At 41.2% G+C, this 17078-nt stretch carries 16 protein-coding genes and 1 riboswitch; of the genes, 3 read left to right on the top strand and 13 right to left on the bottom strand.

The features are described 5' to 3' along the window. Window positions 1-51 precede the first annotated feature (51 nt). Window positions 52-142, bottom strand: a riboswitch (TPP riboswitch). Between the two features lie 26 nt (window positions 143-168). Continuing rightward, window positions 169-837, bottom strand: coding sequence for a WG repeat-containing protein (locus DTW91_RS03870; protein WP_185144734.1), 669 nt, complete (start codon window positions 835-837; stop codon window positions 169-171). 11 nt (window positions 838-848) lie between these two features. Continuing rightward, complete coding sequence (locus DTW91_RS03875) at window positions 849-1271, bottom strand: DUF2752 domain-containing protein (protein WP_125202101.1); 423 nt, start codon at window positions 1269-1271, stop codon at window positions 849-851. Window positions 1272-1755: 484 nt separating this feature from the next. On the opposite strand from DTW91_RS03875, the gene DTW91_RS03880 reads away from it, so the two are divergent. Next, window positions 1756-4026: an aconitate hydratase gene (locus DTW91_RS03880; protein WP_125202102.1), complete on the top strand. Its 2271-nt coding sequence runs from the start codon at window positions 1756-1758 to the stop codon at window positions 4024-4026. Window positions 4027-4151: 125 nt separating this feature from the next. Here the strand turns inward: DTW91_RS03880 and DTW91_RS03885 are convergent, their stop codons facing one another. The 4 genes from DTW91_RS03885 to rpoN all read right to left on the bottom strand — a co-directional run bounded on the left by DTW91_RS03885 (window position 4152) and on the right by rpoN (window position 7654). Beyond that, a complete protein-coding gene (locus DTW91_RS03885; RefSeq protein ID WP_125202103.1) occupies window positions 4152-4523 on the bottom strand; it encodes a hypothetical protein in 372 nt (123 codons plus the stop codon). Between the two features lie 13 nt (window positions 4524-4536). Next, a complete protein-coding gene (locus DTW91_RS03890) occupies window positions 4537-5088 on the bottom strand; it encodes an RNA polymerase sigma factor (RefSeq protein WP_228412643.1) in 552 nt (183 codons plus the stop codon). Between the two features lie 226 nt (window positions 5089-5314). Then, window positions 5315-6007: an RluA family pseudouridine synthase gene (locus tag DTW91_RS03895; RefSeq protein ID WP_125202105.1), complete on the bottom strand. Its 693-nt coding sequence runs from the start codon at window positions 6005-6007 to the stop codon at window positions 5315-5317. A gap of 180 nt (window positions 6008-6187) precedes the next feature. Further along, complete coding sequence (rpoN, locus tag DTW91_RS03900; RefSeq protein ID WP_125202106.1) at window positions 6188-7654, bottom strand: RNA polymerase factor sigma-54; 1467 nt, start codon at window positions 7652-7654, stop codon at window positions 6188-6190. 235 nt (window positions 7655-7889) lie between these two features. Between rpoN and DTW91_RS03905 the strand changes: the two genes are divergently transcribed. Then, complete coding sequence (locus tag DTW91_RS03905; protein WP_125202107.1) at window positions 7890-8903, top strand: WD40/YVTN/BNR-like repeat-containing protein; 1014 nt, start codon at window positions 7890-7892, stop codon at window positions 8901-8903. 167 nt (window positions 8904-9070) lie between these two features. Beyond that, on the top strand, window positions 9071-9724 hold the full coding sequence (locus DTW91_RS03910; RefSeq protein WP_125202108.1) for an HAD family hydrolase: 654 nt from the start codon (window positions 9071-9073) through the stop codon (window positions 9722-9724). Here the strand turns inward: DTW91_RS03910 and DTW91_RS03915 are convergent. The 7 genes from DTW91_RS03915 to DTW91_RS03945 form a co-directional block, all read right to left on the bottom strand. Beyond that, the gene (locus tag DTW91_RS03915; protein WP_125202109.1) at window positions 9721-10425 is read right to left on the bottom strand and encodes a DUF421 domain-containing protein; all 705 of its coding nucleotides are present in this window, start codon (window positions 10423-10425) and stop codon (window positions 9721-9723) included. The genes DTW91_RS03910 and DTW91_RS03915 overlap by 4 nt on opposite strands. 176 nt (window positions 10426-10601) lie before the next feature. Then, window positions 10602-11783, bottom strand: a complete 1182-nt coding sequence (locus DTW91_RS03920) for a hypothetical protein (RefSeq protein WP_125202110.1) — start codon at window positions 11781-11783, stop codon at window positions 10602-10604. Between the two features lie 63 nt (window positions 11784-11846). Then, on the bottom strand, window positions 11847-12689 hold the full coding sequence (locus DTW91_RS03925) for a type 1 glutamine amidotransferase (RefSeq protein WP_228412644.1): 843 nt from the start codon (window positions 12687-12689) through the stop codon (window positions 11847-11849). A 65-nt stretch (window positions 12690-12754) separates the two neighbouring features. After that, on the bottom strand, window positions 12755-13858 hold the full coding sequence (locus tag DTW91_RS03930; RefSeq protein WP_125202111.1) for a carboxylate-amine ligase: 1104 nt from the start codon (window positions 13856-13858) through the stop codon (window positions 12755-12757). 87 nt (window positions 13859-13945) lie between these two features. Further along, the gene (locus DTW91_RS03935; RefSeq protein ID WP_125202112.1) at window positions 13946-14896 is read right to left on the bottom strand and encodes a RimK family alpha-L-glutamate ligase; all 951 of its coding nucleotides are present in this window, start codon (window positions 14894-14896) and stop codon (window positions 13946-13948) included. Between the two features lie 113 nt (window positions 14897-15009). Continuing rightward, window positions 15010-15723 carry an alpha/beta fold hydrolase gene (locus DTW91_RS03940; protein WP_125202113.1) on the bottom strand — a complete coding sequence of 238 codons (714 nt, stop codon included), beginning with the start codon at window positions 15721-15723 and terminating at the stop codon, window positions 15010-15012. Window positions 15724-15788: 65 nt separating this feature from the next. Beyond that, the gene (locus tag DTW91_RS03945) at window positions 15789-16994 is read right to left on the bottom strand and encodes an acetyl-CoA carboxylase biotin carboxylase subunit family protein (protein WP_125202114.1); all 1206 of its coding nucleotides are present in this window, start codon (window positions 16992-16994) and stop codon (window positions 15789-15791) included. Between the last annotated feature and the right edge of the window lie 84 nt (window positions 16995-17078).

Here is a 17078-nt window from a genome sequence, read left to right on the forward strand (position 1 = left end):
GCGATAAAGAATTGTCAATGAAGATTTAATAATGAAAAAGCAGACTTCTATAAAATCTTTTTCATTAATCCCTAAACGGCATTACCCGTTCCAGGTTCATTGGGTATAATCTCAGCTTTTTACGGCACCCCTTAAATTTCTTATTGCAAAATTACAATTATTTTTGAGTTAGTAGGCTTTATTTTTCTCGTCTACATAGAAATAATTTTTCCCGTCGTACGAAACCTCAAAAAGATGAGCCGTTATCCAGGAGAGATTCATTTTAATATCTGAGTACACGAAGGGTAGAATAATTTTATTATGCTTATCCACAATCCCAAACTTGTTGTTCCTTACGGCGATGATCATTGGATTTTCGCGATCGCTCTCCAGCACCATCATCATCTGGTATTGCGGATAGATGTCGAAATCTTTGTAGCCGCCTAGATCGATGCTGTCTTTGCTCACCAAGCCGTACATCCCATTGAGCGCAAAAGCTTTGTATCTTGGCATTTCGTATGACTGAGAACAAATGCCCATATCCGCATTTCTGTATCGATAGACGCGCGTTCCCTTTTTATCGATTCGGTACGCAGTGCTGTCTTTTTCCACCGTTGCATACTGAGCCGAACCGAAAATCCTGACCTTTTTGTTCGGGGAATTAAGAAGGTTGCAATCTTCTGAAAAGAACATGGCAATATCGTATTCCGGTAAAATGACCGTTTTGCCTTGCCGATTGACGTAACCAAATTTTTGCTGAATTTTTTTTGGAATGAAGGACGGAACGGGATTTTCCTTAGCCTGCGCAACCACTGCGAGACAGCAAATTGTGAGAATAATGCTAAATATTTTTTTCAACGGATGTGCCATTAGAGATTTAAAATAAAATCTTTGTAAAAGTCTGTGTTTTTCAGCCACGAAAATACAAAAACTATTATTAGAAGACCGAAAATAAATGCTTTACCACCGATGAAACGATCGATGCGCAGTTTTAGTTTTTCTTTTTTAGAAAATTGAATAGCAAAAATCATTAGGAAAACTGTTATGGCAAAAACAAAAAGCGGATTGAATTTGAAAGCCTCTAAAAATCTGAAATGCAGCAACTCGTGAAAAGATCGTTGAACGCCGCATCCCGCGCATTCGTATCCGGTCATCACTTTCAGAGGACATTGTGGAAAATATGAGCTTTCCGAAGGATCAACCAAAAAGTAAAGACCGGCTAAAAGCACAAAAAATACCAAAAAAATTATTTGATTTTTATGTTTCCTAAATGTGTGCGCAAGCAAATCCATAATTAAAGTTAGTATTAAAAAAGCATTACAAAGAAAGAAAAAGCCTTCATATAGAAAAATTAAATTTAATTTATTTTTAATCTAAATGAATCCCAATCGCGTCAAAGCGCATATTTTTGTAGCTTTGTTCAAATTTTGAAGGGAACGAAAATAATGCAGAAAATACGAGGACAACGCAGATTGATAGAGATTTTCAGGGTCGACTTTATAAATCTATCGGGACTATTTTTATTTTTAGAATCTTTCCATATTGCGTTTAAAAAACGATTTTAACTAAATTTAAAAGTGACATCTTGTTTTTTTTTCGTAACTTGACAGTTGAAAAATACAGAGGGCTCATTGGCTTTATTTTAAGCCTAAAACTCAAGCCGTACGACGGAAATATTTGATTAATCCATATAGCCGAGCGTGCGTTTGACCGTTTAAAATTAAGGAAAAACCTAAATAAAATAGTATAAAAACAACAAAAAAATAAAATCGAGACATGACTTTTGACTTTGATATGATCAAAAAAGTTTATTCTGATTTCGAAACCAGAGTAAACGAGGCAAGAACTTTTATGGGAAGACCTCTTACTTATTCCGAAAAAATTCTTTGTGCGCACCTTTATCCTTCGCAACCGAAAGAGGCTTTCAAACGAGGCGAATCTTACGTAGATTTTGCACCGGACCGAGTTGCCATGCAGGATGCAACGGCGCAGATGGCGCTTTTACAGTTTATGCAAGCGGGCAAGAAGCGGGTGGCGGTTCCATCCACAGTTCACGCAGATCACCTGATTCAGGCGAGAGTGGGTGCAGCAAAAGATCTTATCGAAGCTGAAAATAAAAACAACGAGGTTTATCAATTTCTTCAGTCCGTATCCAACAAATACGGCATCGGATTTTGGAAAGCAGGAGCCGGAATTATCCACCAAGTGGTGCTGGAAAACTACGCCTTCCCTGGCGGAATGATGATCGGCACCGATTCTCACACAGTCAATGCAGGTGGATTGGGGATGGTCGCCATCGGTGTGGGCGGCGCAGACGCCGTCGATGTTATGGCGGGAATGCCTTGGGAACTCAAATTTCCTAAGATGATCGGCGTAAAACTGACCGGAAGACTCAACGGCTGGACCGCCGCAAAAGACGTCATCCTAAAAGTAGCAGGAATACTTACCGTGAAAGGCGGAACTGGCGCTATTGTAGAGTATTTCGGCGATGGTGCAGAATCGATCTCTTGCACCGGCAAAGGCACCATCTGCAATATGGGCGCCGAAGTTGGCGCCACCACTTCCATCTTCGCCTATGACCACAATATGAGCAAATATCTACGCTCTACAGACCGGGAAGATCTTGCAGATGCCGCCGATGCTATTGCCCACGTGCTGAAAGCAGATCCCGAAGTTCTGGCAGAACCTGAAAAATATTACGACGAAATCATTGAAATCAATCTTGATACCTTGGAGCCTTATCTCAACGGACCTTTCACCCCCGATTTGGCAACGCCGATCTCGCAGATGAAAGAAATTGCCGAGAAAAACGGGTGGCCAACAAAAATCGAAGTTGGACTGATAGGGTCGTGTACCAACTCGTCTTATGAAGATATCGCAAGAGCAGCATCGGTGGCCAAGCAAGCAAAAGAAAAAAATCTGGAAGTAAAGGCAGAATATACCATAACACCGGGATCCGAACAAGTGAGATTCACGGTAGAAAGAGATGGCTTTTTGAAAACTTTTGAAGAAATCGGTGGCAAAGTCTTCGCTAATGCTTGCGGGCCCTGTATCGGGCAATGGGCGCGAGAAGGAGCTGAGAAACAAGAGAAAAACACCATCGTTCACTCCTTCAACAGAAACTTCTCCAAAAGAGCAGACGGAAATCCCAACACTTACGCGTTCGTAGGTTCGCCGGAATTGGTAACTGCTATGGCGATTGCCGGAGATTTAACTTTTAACCCGTTGACCGATAAACTTCGGAACAAAAATGGCGAAATGGTGCTCCTCGATGAACCCAACGGCGATGAGTTGCCAAAATTGGGGTTCGATGTGGATGATCCCGGCTATGTTGCCCCGGCCGAAGATGGATCTACGGTAGAAGTAATAGTCTCTCCAACATCGGACAGACTACAATTGCTGGAGCCTTTCGAACCTTGGGACGGCAAGAATATCACCGGCGCTAAACTCCTCATCAAAGCATACGGCAAGTGTACCACCGACCACATTTCTATGGCAGGTCCTTGGTTGAAATACCGCGGACATCTAGATAATATTTCCAATAATATGTTGATCGGTGCGGTAAACGCTTTCAATATGGAAACCAATAAAGTTAAAAACCAATTAGACGGGCAATACAAGGCCGTTCCCGACTCTGCAAGACAATATAAAGCAGCCGGCATCCCAACCATCGTGGTGGGCGATGAGAACTACGGTGAAGGTTCTTCCAGAGAGCACGCAGCGATGGAACCGAGACATCTTGGTGTACGGGCAGTTTTGGTGAAATCATTTGCCAGAATCCACGAAACCAACCTTAAAAAACAAGGAATGTTGGCACTCACCTTTGCAAACAAAGACGACTATGATAAAATCCAGGAGGACGATACCATAAACTTTTTGGACTTGGATCAATTTGCTCCGGGGAAACAATTGTCGCTGGAGTTTGTGCATTCAGACGGAACCACGGATATCATCCTCGCCAACCACAGTTACAACGCTGGACAAATAGGCTGGTTCAAAGCAGGATCAGCGCTTAATCTTATCAAATTGATGGAAAAGCAGAACTAAAACAAAAATATTTACTCTACAAAAACCGCCCCCAAAAAATGGAGACGGTTTTTTTATTTTCTTGAAGCAGATTGAAGAGCAGCAGACTCAAAAGACAAAAACACGGCAATTCTTCGATGAATTTGTTATGATTCCTTTTCAGGATTAGATTCGGGCTTGTAAAATTTGGCCTCGAATTTCTGTTTCCAAATCTGTTTTTCCCTTTCGTGTTCCTCGTCGGTTCCGCAAAATCCGGATAGGGATTTCTGTCTCCAAATGTCCTTTCTTTCGCCATCAGCAGCGGTTCGATTTCTGCATTTGGTCTTATCTCCAAAGCCCCCAAACAAAATTTTCGACAACAATAAAATTCCCAGCGACTGCCAATAATTGATGGATTTGACTCCCAAAATATCGGGCAGCAGAATGTTCCAAAGCCATTGGAAAAACCAAACAAACAATCCGATAGCGACAATTACACACGCAATCGCTATCCAAGATTTCTTTTTATGACTGTTCATCTTTTTTAAAAATTTAATTTTCCAAATCGTTATATAGGCGGCGCATCTTCTTGCGCAAGTGCTTTACGGCATAAGACTTTCTGCTGATAATGGTTTTGATGTTTTCGTTTTCGTCATTTGCAATGCTCTGCAAAGTCTTGTCTTCCAACTCGTTTTGAATATACACGCGCTTTTGTTTTTCGGGCAGTTCGTCCAGAGCTTTCATCAATTCTTCCCAAAACAAATCTTGAAACATCCCGACCTCCGGGTGGTGGCTGTCGTCTGCAGGCAGAATATCTTTGAAATTCAATTCGCCATCCTCGTCCTGATAGAAAAAGTCTTCCAGCGATTCGGTTTTCTTCTTGCGATAGTTGTCGACGATTTTATTTCGGGTAACAGAGTAAAGCCAGGCGCCGACATTTTCCAGCTCGTTAAGATTTGTCAATCGGCTGGTCTGATACCAAACCTCTTGAAGAATATCTTCTGCGTCTTCTGCCTTTGACACCTTTGAATTGATAAAGCGCAAGAGTTGAGAGCCGTATTTTTTTACAAGCTCTGTGATAGAAGCAGATCGTGTTTCGGTCATTTGCAAAGATAGCGCATCCATACGAATAGGACGATAATCGTCAGTTTTTTACTTTAAAGTTTGTTCAAATAATTTATTGGCACCATTAAGTTATTCTAAATATTGAAAGCCTACGGTGTCCTTTTGTCTTTTATTTTTTTTTTACGAACATTGCGCTTTTGCTATTCTGATATAATTCTGTAATTCAATCCATAGCGATCCATAAAACAGGCATTTTTTGCTGTTTTTATTCTTTGCACGCTGCCCACAAAGCATCGTTCTGAGGAAGAGGCGCGACGATTATGAGGTTTTCTTTTGTAACAGGATGGACGAATTTTAGTTCTCTGGCGTGCAAAGAAATGCTTCCGTCCGCATTGGATCGTGGTGCGCCATATTTGAGATCGCCTTTGATCGGAATGCCTATTTTGGAAAGCTGGGCTCTAATCTGATGATGCCTGCCGGTTTCCAAATCGATTTCCAGCAGTTGATAGTTTTCCAGCGTTTTGATTACCGTATAAGTCAAGATCGATTCTTTTGCGGCCGCGGTCGGCTTTGAAAAAACTGTGGCTTTATTGGTTTTTTCGTTTTTCTGAAGATAATGAACCAACCGTTGAGAATGAGGGATCATTTCCCTCGCCGTGATGGCCCAATAAGTTTTTCGCAGTTCGCGGTTTTTTACCATTTGTGTCAGTCTCGTCAAAGCTTTGGAGGTTTTCGCATAGATGACCAAGCCTGAAGTCGGCCGATCGATCCGATGGACCAAGCCCAAGAAAACATTGCCCGGTTTCTCGTCTCTTTTTTTGATAAAATCTTTGATTAATTCCAACAAAGACATATCACCAGTTTTATCACCTTGAACGAGTTGTCCGGCTTTTTTGTTGATGATTAGAAGATGGTTGTCTTCATAAACGATTTGCGAAGCCGAAAATTCTTGAGACATTTAGAAGATATTTGGCATTTATTATCCAATAAAAATTATTTCCTAACGGGTGCAATTCTTTAAAATTAAATCTCAAAACTGAACTGCCTAAAAACAAGTGAGTTTCAAAAAATGCATTTTAGAAAAAAGATAAATTTGCCGATTTCCTGAAAACAAAACGATCGATGGAGATGGCTTTCATCATAATTCCTTTCTCAATCTCGCAACCGGAATGTTGAGCTGCTCGCGGTATTTGGCGATGGTTCTTCGGGCAATGTTGTAGCCTTTTTCTTTCAGGATGCCGACGAGTGCATCATCGGTGCAAGGTTTTCTTTTGTTTTCTTTGTCGATGGCTTCCTGCAGGTGTTGTTTGATTTCTTTAGTAGAAACTTCTTCGCCGTCGTCATTGGTCAATGAATCTGAGAACAGGTTTTTCAGGTAAACAATCCCGTTGGGCGTGTCGGCATATTTGCTTTTTACCACTCTCGAGATTGTGGAGATATCGAAACCGGTAATATCGGCAACATCTTTAAGGATCATTGGCCGTATTTTTTTCTCGTCCCCGGTAAGAAAGTATTCTTTCTGAAGTTTTACAATCGCCGTAATGGTCTGCATCAGTGTATTTTGTCTTTGGTTAATAGCATCGATGTACCATTTTGCGGCGTCCAGTTTTTGCTTGATGAAAAGTGCGGCTTGCTTATGTTCCGGCGATTTCTTGTCGTGAGAATAGGTGGCCAAGATTTCTTTATACTCGTCTGAAACCCGCAAGGATGGCGCGTTTTTGTTATTCAATGTCGGGATAACTTGGTTGTCTTTCACTTGAAGCACAAAATCCGGAATGATCTCTTGGTTGATGGTAATCGTTTGTGTGTCGAAATTTCCACCTACTTTGGGCGATAGCTTTGCGATCTCCTCCAAAGCCTCTTTCAGATCCTCTTCCTCGATGTCATATTTTTGAAGAATCTTGTTGTAGTGCTTGTTGGCCAGTGCATCGAATTGATTTCTCAAAATATTTCCCGCCAATATCACCGCCGGATTGGAACTTACTTTTTTCTCGATCTGCAGTAGCAGACATTCTCGCAGATCTCTGGCGCCAACTCCGGGTGGATCCAATTTCTGAACATAATTTTCCAGAATATCCGTCACCTTTTCTACCGTGGTATAGATGCCTTGAGAAAACGCCAAATCATCGACAATAGACTTGATGTCTCTCCTGAGATAGCCGTCTGTATCGAGATTTCCTATGACGTATTCGCAGATTTGAAGATCATCTTCATCGATGCTCGAGAGGCGGATTTGCTCCAAAAGATAGTCGTACAGGGTTTGACCTTCTGTGAGAAGGGATTGGTTGTCAAATTCTTCGTCGTCAGCAGAGTAATTGCTGTTGGCCGTCTTGTAGCTCGGCTCGTCGTCGTAGAGGTAATCATTGACGTCGAAATCTGTTTCTATACTTTCGGCACCTTCGTTTTCATAAGCTTCCTCGGCTGCGGCATAGTCGTCTTCCTTGCTTTCTTCTTCGTTTACTTTTTCTAAAGCGGGATTTTCCTCCAGCTCTCTTTCCAGTTCTTCTTCGAACTCTAAAGTATGAAGTTGTATCAGCTTCATGAGCTGGATCTGTTGCGGGGCGAGTTTTTGTCCTAGTTTTAGTTGTAGATTTTGCTTTAGCATAATTTCAGAATGTCAATGATTAATCAACTGGACGAAGATAAAAAAATATTACCAAAAATACAACAAGTTTAGCACGATTTTTGATGATTGCCTTTCAAAATAAACCTTCGGAAAACTCCTGAAGGTTTTTTTGATTTGCATCAATTCAAGTTTCCGATTTTTTTAAAATCCTGACCTTTGCTGTTTTGCCCGAACATTTCAGAAAAATCTTCCGAACTTTTTCTATATTTATAAAATGAAAAAACTCTGTTTCCTTTCCCTGCTACTCTCAACATTCTTTTATTCACAAAAAGTCAAAATCGATACTTTATTGACCGACAAAATAAGCATTCGAGCCATTCAAATTTGGAATGGAAAAGTCTGGTATGCCGGGACAGATTCCAAATTTGGTTTTGTAAATATGAAAGATAAATCTGATAAGAAGCAAATTATTATTTCAGAAAAGAAGCTGGAATTTAGAACTTTGGCTCAAAACAAAAATTATTTTTATACAATTAATATAGAAAGTCCGGCTTACTTCTTTAAAATTAATAAAAAAACTTTAGGGTCAGAAATATTTTATACTGACTCTGCAAAAACTGCATTTTACGATTCATTTGTTATTCAATCAAAAAATTTGGGAATTGCTATAAGCGATCCCAGCGAAGATGGTTTTCCAAGATTTTTTAATTTCAATAACAATAAAAATTATGAAGTTTTGAATTATCCAAAGTATGACAAGGGAGAAGCACATTTTGCAGCAAGCAATACCAATGTTGCAACATATAAAGATGAAGTTTGGATTGCAACGGGCGGAGCAAAAGCCAGAATTTTTAAATTTAATTGGGGCAATCCCTATCAATGGGATGCTTTCGAAACTCCATTCATTCAAGGAACAACGTCGCAAGGCATCTATTCTATTGATTTCTACGACGAAAATTTCGGAATCGCAGTCGGTGGAGATTACACCAAACAAGCCGATAATAGCAACAACATCGCTACCACCAGCGATGGCGGAAGGACTTGGGAAATCCAAGCCAGCGGACAAAATGCGGGTTATATGACCTGCGTGAAATTCCGCCCGAAAACCAAAGGGAAAGAAATCGCAGCGGTTGGCGACCAGCACATCAGCTTCTCCTCCGATTACGGAAAAACCTGGACGAAAATCTCTGATGAAAAAAATCTCTATGCTTGCGAATGGGCAGACAATAACACTTTGATTTTAGCCGGAAAAGATAAAATCATCCGACTGAAATTTTCAGATAAATAAGAAATTGCCTCACAATATTTTGCTGAGCCAAGCGCCTTTGCGAACCTTAAAAATATTTTCAATAAGATGAAAAAATCTTATCGGACTTGCGTTCAGAAATCTATACTTTAAAATGAGAATCCCTACTTTTGCACAGAATTAAATGAAATAGAAAAGAGAATTTGAAGATGAAGAATACGGTTATTTTTGATATGGACGGCGTGATCGTAGATACAGAACCGCTTCACACAAAAGCTTATTACCAGCATTTTGCGGAACTGAATATCGATGTCGATGCCAATTTGTTTTCAAAATTTATTGGCAAATCTACCCGAAACGTCTATCAAATAATCAAAGAAATTTTCGGAATCGAAACAGATTTAGAGGAATTAATCCAAAGAAAAAGAAGCATTTTTTACGACTTTTTTGATACCGATCCGGCTCTCAGATTATTAGACGGCGTAGAAGCTTTGATCTACAATCTTCACTCTCATAATTTTCAGTTGATGTTGGCATCTTCCGCTGCAAAATCTACAATTGATCGGGTTTTTAAGCGTTTCAATTTATTTCCTTTTTTCTCGCATCTGCTCAGCGGAGAAGACTTCCCCGAATCAAAACCGAATCCGGCGATTTTCGTAGAAGCACAAAGACTTTCGGGCAACGACAAATCCAATTGTATCATCATAGAAGACAGCACCAACGGCATCTTGGCGGCACGGGGCGCAGAGATATTCTGCATCGGTTATCAAAGTGTTCACAGCAAAAACCAGCATTACGAATTGGCTGATTTGGTCATCCATCATTTTGACGAATTGGATGTTGAAAAACTGAAAATGCTTTAGGATATTCTCTTTTTATTGGAAGATTTCACCCACTCATCTTTTCCGCAAACTTTGCACTGACTCTTTTCGGAAATGTCAAATTCCTCTGTATGACCACAAAATGTACAGGAATAATGCGTTTTCCGTGGAAAAATCCTGATTGCTTGGTCTAATGAATCAGGCATTATCGGAAGACCATATTTGATGTCTTTGTCTTCAAAATAAAACACACTGATTTCGCCGGAAATCTCCTCAATCGCTTTCTCGATTTGACCAAGATGTGACACACCTTTTAATCTCAATTCTGCGAAAAATTCATCTTCGCCCAAGGATTCTTTTTTAAAATTTTTTATACAAAAAACGCCTTGATCAATCAGGCAAATAGGTTTTCCTTCGACCAGTTTTTCAAACTTTTTACTTTTACCGATGATGTAGGTAATGACGCTGTAAAGACTAATGATCATCGTGAAAACCACCAACGCGGGCATAATCCCCACATCTTTGTAAAACATCGGATCGCCCGCTGCCGAACCAAGACCGATAATCACGACGAGTTCAAAAACAGACAATTGTTTGACGCCCCTTTTCCCTAAAAGCCGCAGTCCAAAGATGATAATGAAGAACATTATAGCCGTTCTAAGAACCGTTTCCAAAAGGAAATTCCATTCTTCGGAGCCGAGCAGAATTTGTTTGAGATCGATAGAATCGCTGGTGAGAAGCATAGTTTTTTGGAGAAGCTATGTCAAAAAATACGCCAGAGGAAAAAACGGAAAGAATTTAATGATATCGTATCATTTGGTCATATCAAAATTGAATTAAGAATTAACTTACCGAACTAATGCGACCGTTTCTGATTTTATGACGAAGACTAAAATTATCTTTTTCATTGCCTTAATAATTAATCCTCAAAAAAAGCTATAGAACTGCCAATCCAAATTGCATCTTTCTTGTTGAAGTCCACATTCACCATCGATGCTTTCGTCATCCGCACAAGATTGACCAATAATTCCGGGGCTTCTTTTTTGGGATCCCAAACAAAAAGTAAACGGATTTCGGCTTTGGAAAATTCGCCGTTGATGTCTTCAAAGAGCGGCGCGTAAGTCACTTTTCTTTGGAGGATGTAATTTTCCTTATCATCAATTTGATCGATGATTTCCTGAGTCGGATTCAGGTTCACACCGCTTCCTGCGAAAGAAAAAAGAGGTTTCAAAACAAAGTTTTCAAGTGTTTCAGTATCAGGAAAATCGGATAAAAAATAACTCTTAGGAACAAAGGCGTGCTTTAGTTTTGGCAGAATATATTTCGAGATTTTGAAGAACCAATTCGGATGCGTGATCCATTCCACATCCACCTCTTCCCGGAAATCAAACTCTGTTTTCAAGCCTTCAATTTTGTCGAGTTCGTCAAAAATTATGCGGTTGTAAATACGGTTGACGGGAATTAATTTTCCCTCCTTTTCGTAAAATAATTTTCTGCCTTCCTTCTTGATTTTTGTCAGACAAACTGTTTTGATTCCCAACAATTTTTCGGTCATCACAAAATCAACGGCGGTTTTTTGCTTTTCAGGGTAGATCTCCAGCAAGATCACATTTTCAGGATTCTCCTCGCCAACGATCACTGCTTTTAATTTATCAACATATTCTTGGTGAGAGACCGATTTTTTCAAATCGTTAAGAAAAGGATAGACTTGCGTAATCACTTCCTCGAACAATTTCTGGAATGCAAACAAACTTGGGAATGCCTGCAACTCTATCAATTGTGGAATGATCTCGCCGTTTTGATCTTGGCAAATTCCAAAATCGATTGTAAGAAAGTGGGGGTTCTGCGTGTCGTTAGGAACCTTACAATTGGTAGGCACCGCTTTGCTAAGTTCCTCGTGGGACATCCGTTTGATTTGCGAAATAATGGACTGCGAAGCGTCATCGAGCTTGTTCCAAAAATCTTTGGTCAGGAAAATAGGACTTTCGGAAATCCTAAAATCGGTGTCTTCGCCACATTTCTCTTTGATGAGCTGGTGGATTTTCTCATATTTCTCTTGAGAAAATTCCTCGTTGAATTGTTTTCTGTATTGGGGGATCATGCTGACGTTGGTTGTTGGCCGATGGTGCCGGGTTCTATTTTTAATGGCGAGAAAGATCAAGTGCTAAGCATCAATCGCGACCTGTTTTTTTGTAATCTGCCGAGCTGCAAATTTCAAAAATCTGGGAATGATTTCGTTCCTCGTCAGGATGATTTTGTCCTCATCGTTCATTCTGTCGATGGTTTCGAGATATTTTTCCATCCCGAAGGTTTCTATCATCGCCGTTTTATTCTTTTCGTCTTCGAGGTTTTTGATAAATCCTTCGGGATCTGCTTCCGGATGGAACTGAGTTCCGAAGATTTCGTCGGAAAAGCGAACGGCCATCAAGGCTCTTTCCAGACGCACCGCAGGGCGTATTTTTTCCAAAGCCACTATTTTCATGCCCAGCTTATCTATCAATTCCTGATTCGGTTCTATACATTGATATGCGCGCGAATCGACCGCGTAGAAAGGCTCGGGCAGGTTTTTGAACAGATATTCTTTCTCGCCGTCTTCAGATTTGTGAATTGGCATTACCCCAAAAGAGTACGATTTTCTTTTGCAAACATTGGCGATTCTGAAATGGATCACAGCGATTTGGAAAGAATGACAAATGAGGAAAGCATATTTTTTCTGTTCGTTTTCGCGATTGTGTTGCCATATTTGGTTGAGGAAGTCTGCATATTTATTTTCCCATTCGTACCCTTCGCGATGCGGATTGCCGGGTCCGCCGGAGGATAAAAATATATCGAAATCTGCAATGTTGGGCATCTCGTTCTTGTAGCGCACATCGAAGATTTCTATGGAAACATTATCGGCAGATTGCTCTTGGAAAGCCTTAGACAATTCCTTGATATTACGCATTCCTTGGTTAGGATGGTTGTTGTTCATATCCAAAAGCGCAATTCTTACATCATTTTTACTCATATTCATAAAATTTAAACAAATTTAAGAATTTTAAAATAGAGGTGGTTTCAACTCAAATTTAACGATCAAAGGATTCCCTTTTCGGTTTCACAGATCATATAATCCACTACTTTTTTTAAGTCGCCACCTGTTTCTTTGTACACCTTCAACTGCCGGTCTGCGCCGGTTCCTATTTTGCATATTTCCCTTGCGTATTCCACTTCTTTTCGGCAGCCCAGGTCGTCTACCACATCATCGATGAAAGTCAGCAATTCTTCCAAAAGATCGCGGTAAGGCACGCTTGCTTCTTTGCCGAAGTCGATGAGATGCGCGTCGATGCCGTCTTTGGATGCCCGCCATTTATTTTCGGTAAGGAGCAGTCTTCTGTAGATTCTGTAGCTGGTGTTTTGCTGGTGCATTTTGTAGACCTTAGCAACGAGTGACTGCATAATGGCTGCGAGGCATACCGTTTCGTCGATGGTCATCGGCATATCGCAGATTCTGAATTCCAGCGTAGGATAGAAAGGATGCACGCGGAGATCCCACCATATTTTTTTGGCGTTATCTATCGTTCCGGTTTTAATCATCAGATTCACGTACGCATCAAATTCTGCAACGCTACTGAAATAACTCGGCAGTCCGGTTCTGGGGAATTTGGCAAAAACTTCCTGTCTGTATGACTTGAACCCCGTCATTCTACCTACCCAGAATGGCGAATTGGTGGACAGGGCGTAAACGTGTGGCAAGAAATAGCGCATCACGTTTTGAATTCTGATACCTTCTTCGCGATCCGGAATCGCGATATGCACGTGCAGTCCGAAAATCAAGTTGGATCGGGCGACATCGCCCATATCGCTGACGATCTTGTCGTACCGGGCATCTTTTGTAATGACATTGTCTTTCCAATGAGAAAATGGATGTGTACCACCGCCGGACACCCGTAAACCCTGCTCGTGAGCAATTTTGACGAGTTGTCTTCGGAGATCGGTAAGTTCTTGTCTTACCTGCTGGATGTTTTCGCAGATGCCGGTTTCCATTTCGACCACAGATTCGTGCATCTCATGTTTCAGGTGCTCGCTTAGAACGGCTTTTCCGCCTTCAATGATTTTGGAAACATGGGAGACGAGATCCCGGGTTTCCGCATCGATGATTTGATATTCTTCTTCCACACCTATCGTAAATCTGTGCATAATAGTTGTGTTTTAATGTTAAAGTTAGCTAAGTTTTTTATTAAACCTTCAAGGTTTTCGAAACCTTGAAGGTTTGAGATGATTTTTTTAAAGTTTATTGGTCACAAATGTTCCCCATTCGATATTTACCTTTCCCGGCTTGTAATCCTTGGCTTTTTCGAGAGCGAGTGTTGCGGCGTGCTCTACGATCCACTCGAAGTTTTCTTCTCCTACAGAATTTCGGTCGGCATCCGGTGCGGGATTACAAAAGTCGATGGCATAAGGTATCCCATCTCGCACCGCAAACTCCACTGTATTGAAATCGTAGCCCAAGGCTTCATTCATTTTCAGGGTGTAGTCGGTAATGGTTTTCAGCAGTTTTTCTCTGGCTTCGCCTTCGGTTTTGTGCGTTGTCGCGTATCTCAAATGATGAGGATTCCGAGGTTCGTAGGGCATAATGTGAACGTATTTTCTGCCGAGGCAATATACCCTGTAGTAATCTTCGAAAAGAATTTCTTCCTGCACCATCATTACCAATTGCCCTGTTTCGGCATGTTTTGCCCACATCTCCTCGGGGCCTTCCACTCGGTAAACGTTTCTCCAGCCGCCGCCATCGTGTGGCTTCATATACGCCGGGAATCCTACATAATTAAAAATATATTCCCAATCGTGCGGAAATTTGAGATTTCTGAAGGACGTTTCCGAGGTGTTGCTTGGCCTTTCGTAGGAAGGGAGCAGCACGGTTTTCGGCAAGGGTATTCCCAGTTTGGACATCAAGGCATTGTTGAAGAATTTCTCATCGGCGCTCCACCAAAACGGGTTGTTGATGACGTAGGTTCCATTTAAGGCGGCATTTTTCAGGTAAGCTCTATAAAAAGGAACGTCCTGCGAGATCCTGTCGATAATGACGGCATATCCGTAATCTGCACCTTGTTCCAGTTTGTCAATCTGGACCGGTTCCGCGACATATTCGCCTTTGCCCTTTTCATTCACTTTATCGATGAATGCCCACGGAAAAGTATCTTCCATTCCGAATAAAATTCCAATTTTTTTTGCCATAATTTTTGTTTTTGTCGGAAGTCCGATATCGGAAGTCCCAAAGTTGATAATGTTATTTATATTAATTTTTGAAAATGTTTAGCTTTTCCTTCCTCCTCTATTTTTCCCTTCTTTTACCCAAAAAATCGTCCAACGAATTTCGGGAAAACCATTCTCCAAAGCGGCCAATCGTGGTCGATCCATTTCTGCTCGTCATACCAATGGTCAATTCCCTTTGCCGCCAGAATACCGGACATTCGTCTTGTGGGTTCCAAGCAAATGTCTCGGTCGGAAGTGCTGAGGACAATATGCATGTGTTTGTATTTCCAGGCTTCGTCATTTCTCACAAATTCCTGAGGACAGTTGAAATATACCAGGTCGTCCTGAAGGCCGTCCATAAAATTTCTGATCGAAAAAGCGCCTGAGAGACAAAAAAGGTGCGAGACCAAATCCGGGAATCTAAAAGCAAAGTTAGAAGCATGATATCCTCCGAAACTCGCTCCTGCAACCGCTACACGATGCGTATTATGCGTTCTTTGGATATATGGAATGAACTCTTGCACCAAGAATTGAACATAGAGTTCGTAATTCCTGATCCGGTCGTATGCAGAGATATTATTATTGTAAAAGCTGAGATTGTCTATGGTTTGCAGATTAAAAAGTTTCAGTCTCCCATTGTCTGTAAACCAAGAAATACTGTCGTTGAGGTGAAAGTCTGTGTTCTGAGTATAGGAACCCTGCGATGTCGGAAACATAATCATTGGGTAACCAAAGTGTCCCGTCACTTCCACTTTGATGCTCATCCCAAGGATATGTGAATAATAATCTGTATGTATGATTTGCGGCATAATTATTTAGTTGTCAGTTTGATGGTTCTCAGTGATAGGTTATCATTTATCATTAATATTAATAATTAGCTTGTTGGTTTGTCTTTCGGTGGCAAAATGTTTAAGATTTTCTCGATGATAATCGCGGCCGCTTCGTCCAATCTTTGTTGCACTTTTTCCGATGTGGTAGCTTTATAAACGATTCCGATGTGATAGTCGATGGATAGAAACTTTTCCACATCTTCGTTCTTCAGTTGGGACGTGTCGGGATGTTTTTCCTTGGCAAGTGCTACAATCAATCCTGCGAAGAGTTTTCGAGATTCTTCAACGGTGTATTTTTTCCCGTCTAACAAAGCATTTTCAAGTTTCGCCCATTCTCTCCAGATGTTGACACCGGTCGCAGCTTCCACCATATCGGGGATGTGCGCGCCACCACCACGGGAAGAGGTTTCGAGAAAGTAGTATTGCCCGTCGGTTCCGCGGATATATTCGCTGTGCGTTGCGCCATTGCGTATGCCAAATTTGGCCAAAACTTCTCGGTTAATTTTCTCCAAACCCATTGCTTCCTCCGATTTTTTATCTAAAGTCTTTGTGCGGAAAACACCACCTTCGTGCGATACTTTCATCGGCGGCGCAAGGTATTTTGAGAAACAGGAAAACACAATTTCCTTATTGTAAACCAAGCAATCTACGTGATAGACATCGCCGGGTTTGAAGGATTCTAAGAGATATTTATACCGGTCGTTGCCCAGATGTTCCACAGCCGTCCAAAGCTCGTCGGCAGAGTTTATTTTTTTGATTCCGGTGGCCGAAGCTTCGGAACGTGGTTTCAGAACCCAAGGTGCTGGTACGTCTTGAGTGAACTGATGCAGCTTTGCATCATTGAAAATCGACGAAAACTCCGGTACCGAGATGCCGCAATCTTTCGCTTGCTGGCGCATCGCCAATTTGTCCCGAAAATAGCGCTGCGTGGTTTGTCCCATCCCGGGAATGCGGTAAGTTTCGCGGATCATTGCGGCTTTTTCCACATCGTAATCGTCCAAAGCAATGACTGCATCAATCTGATGGTTTTTCATAAGATAAGCAAATCCTTGCACGAGATGATCGAGATTCCAAACGGAAGGTGCTAACTCCGGCATATAATAAATTTCGTCGATGGCGTGCCACGGCCACGACTTATCCTTGAGATTTTCGGAAGTAATGAGAATGACCTTGTTTCCAAGCTTTTTGCATTCATCCATAAAATCGTAACCTTTATAATAACAAGAGATGCAGACCACTGTTTTTTCCATATTCATTTTGTTTGTTGCTAAATCAGATACGGTTGACCGACTCTGAGATTTATATTTATGAATTAGTTCTCTTTAAAGCTATTG

The sequence above is a fragment of the Chryseobacterium sp. SC28 genome, from assembly GCF_003932955.1.
Taxonomy (GTDB): domain Bacteria; phylum Bacteroidota; class Bacteroidia; order Flavobacteriales; family Weeksellaceae; genus Epilithonimonas.